Source organism: Ruegeria atlantica, assembly GCF_947495585.1.
In the GTDB taxonomy this organism is placed as follows: domain Bacteria; phylum Pseudomonadota; class Alphaproteobacteria; order Rhodobacterales; family Rhodobacteraceae; genus Ruegeria; species Ruegeria atlantica_G.
The window spans coordinates 1-820 of record NZ_CANLZK010000046.1 but is presented as its reverse complement, the minus strand read 5'-3'; the positions used below and the strand labels follow the sequence as shown (position 1 = coordinate 820).

Genomic DNA, 820 nt, shown 5'->3' with positions numbered 1-820 from the left:
GGCTCTGTTGCAAACTTTTTGACATTGACGATTGTTGGGTTAGCGCGCGAGTGATCAGCAGCAATAATCAGCCGAAAGCCAGCTCATGATCTCCTTCAAAGGCGCGCAATATCCGAAGGATGTGATCCTGTTCGCGGTCTTCTTCTACGTTCGATACGGCGTTTCATATCGCGACTTAGAAGAAATCATGGGAGAGCGAGGTGTTTTCGTGGATCACACCACGCTGAACCGATGGGTAACGCGATATTCTGGCGCCATTGCCGAAGCAGCGCGTAGACGCAAAGGACCATGCGACTGCTCCTGGAGAATGGACGAGACATACATCAAGGTTAAGGGCGCGTGGGTCTATCTATACCGCGCCGTCGACAAACACGGAAAGACACTTGATTTCATGTTATCTGAGCGGCGCAACAAGCCAGCTGCCACTAAATTCTTTGCCCGGATGCTGGAAGTTAATGGGTTACCACGGAAGATTGTCATCGACAAAAGCGGCGCCAATACTGCGGGCCTGAAGGCCATCAACAAAATGCTCAAAGGCTTTGGATGTCCCATTCCCATCGAGATGGTCAGACGAAAATACCTCAATAACATCGTAGAACAAGATCACAGGTTCATCAAAAGGCGAACCCGTCCGATGCTTGGTTTTAAATCCTTCAATTCAGCTTCAGCAACTCTGGCTGGAATCGAAACTGCGCACATGATCCGCAAGGGACAGCTCACGCCTGGAGCCTGTCCTTTCAAACAATTCGCCGAACTAGCCGGTTAACACCGATGCGATCGCTGAATTAGCTCGCCATGCTCAAAAGTTTGCAACAGAGCC

The 820-nt window shown here is 50.4% G+C and carries 1 protein-coding gene; it reads left to right on the top strand.

Annotation, left to right across the window (positions count from 1 at the left end):
• Window positions 1–85: 85 nt before the first annotated feature.
• Window positions 86–766: an IS6 family transposase gene (locus QMP16_RS23505; RefSeq protein WP_282154385.1), complete on the top strand. Its 681-nt coding sequence runs from the start codon at window positions 86–88 to the stop codon at window positions 764–766.
• Window positions 767–820 lie beyond the last annotated feature (54 nt).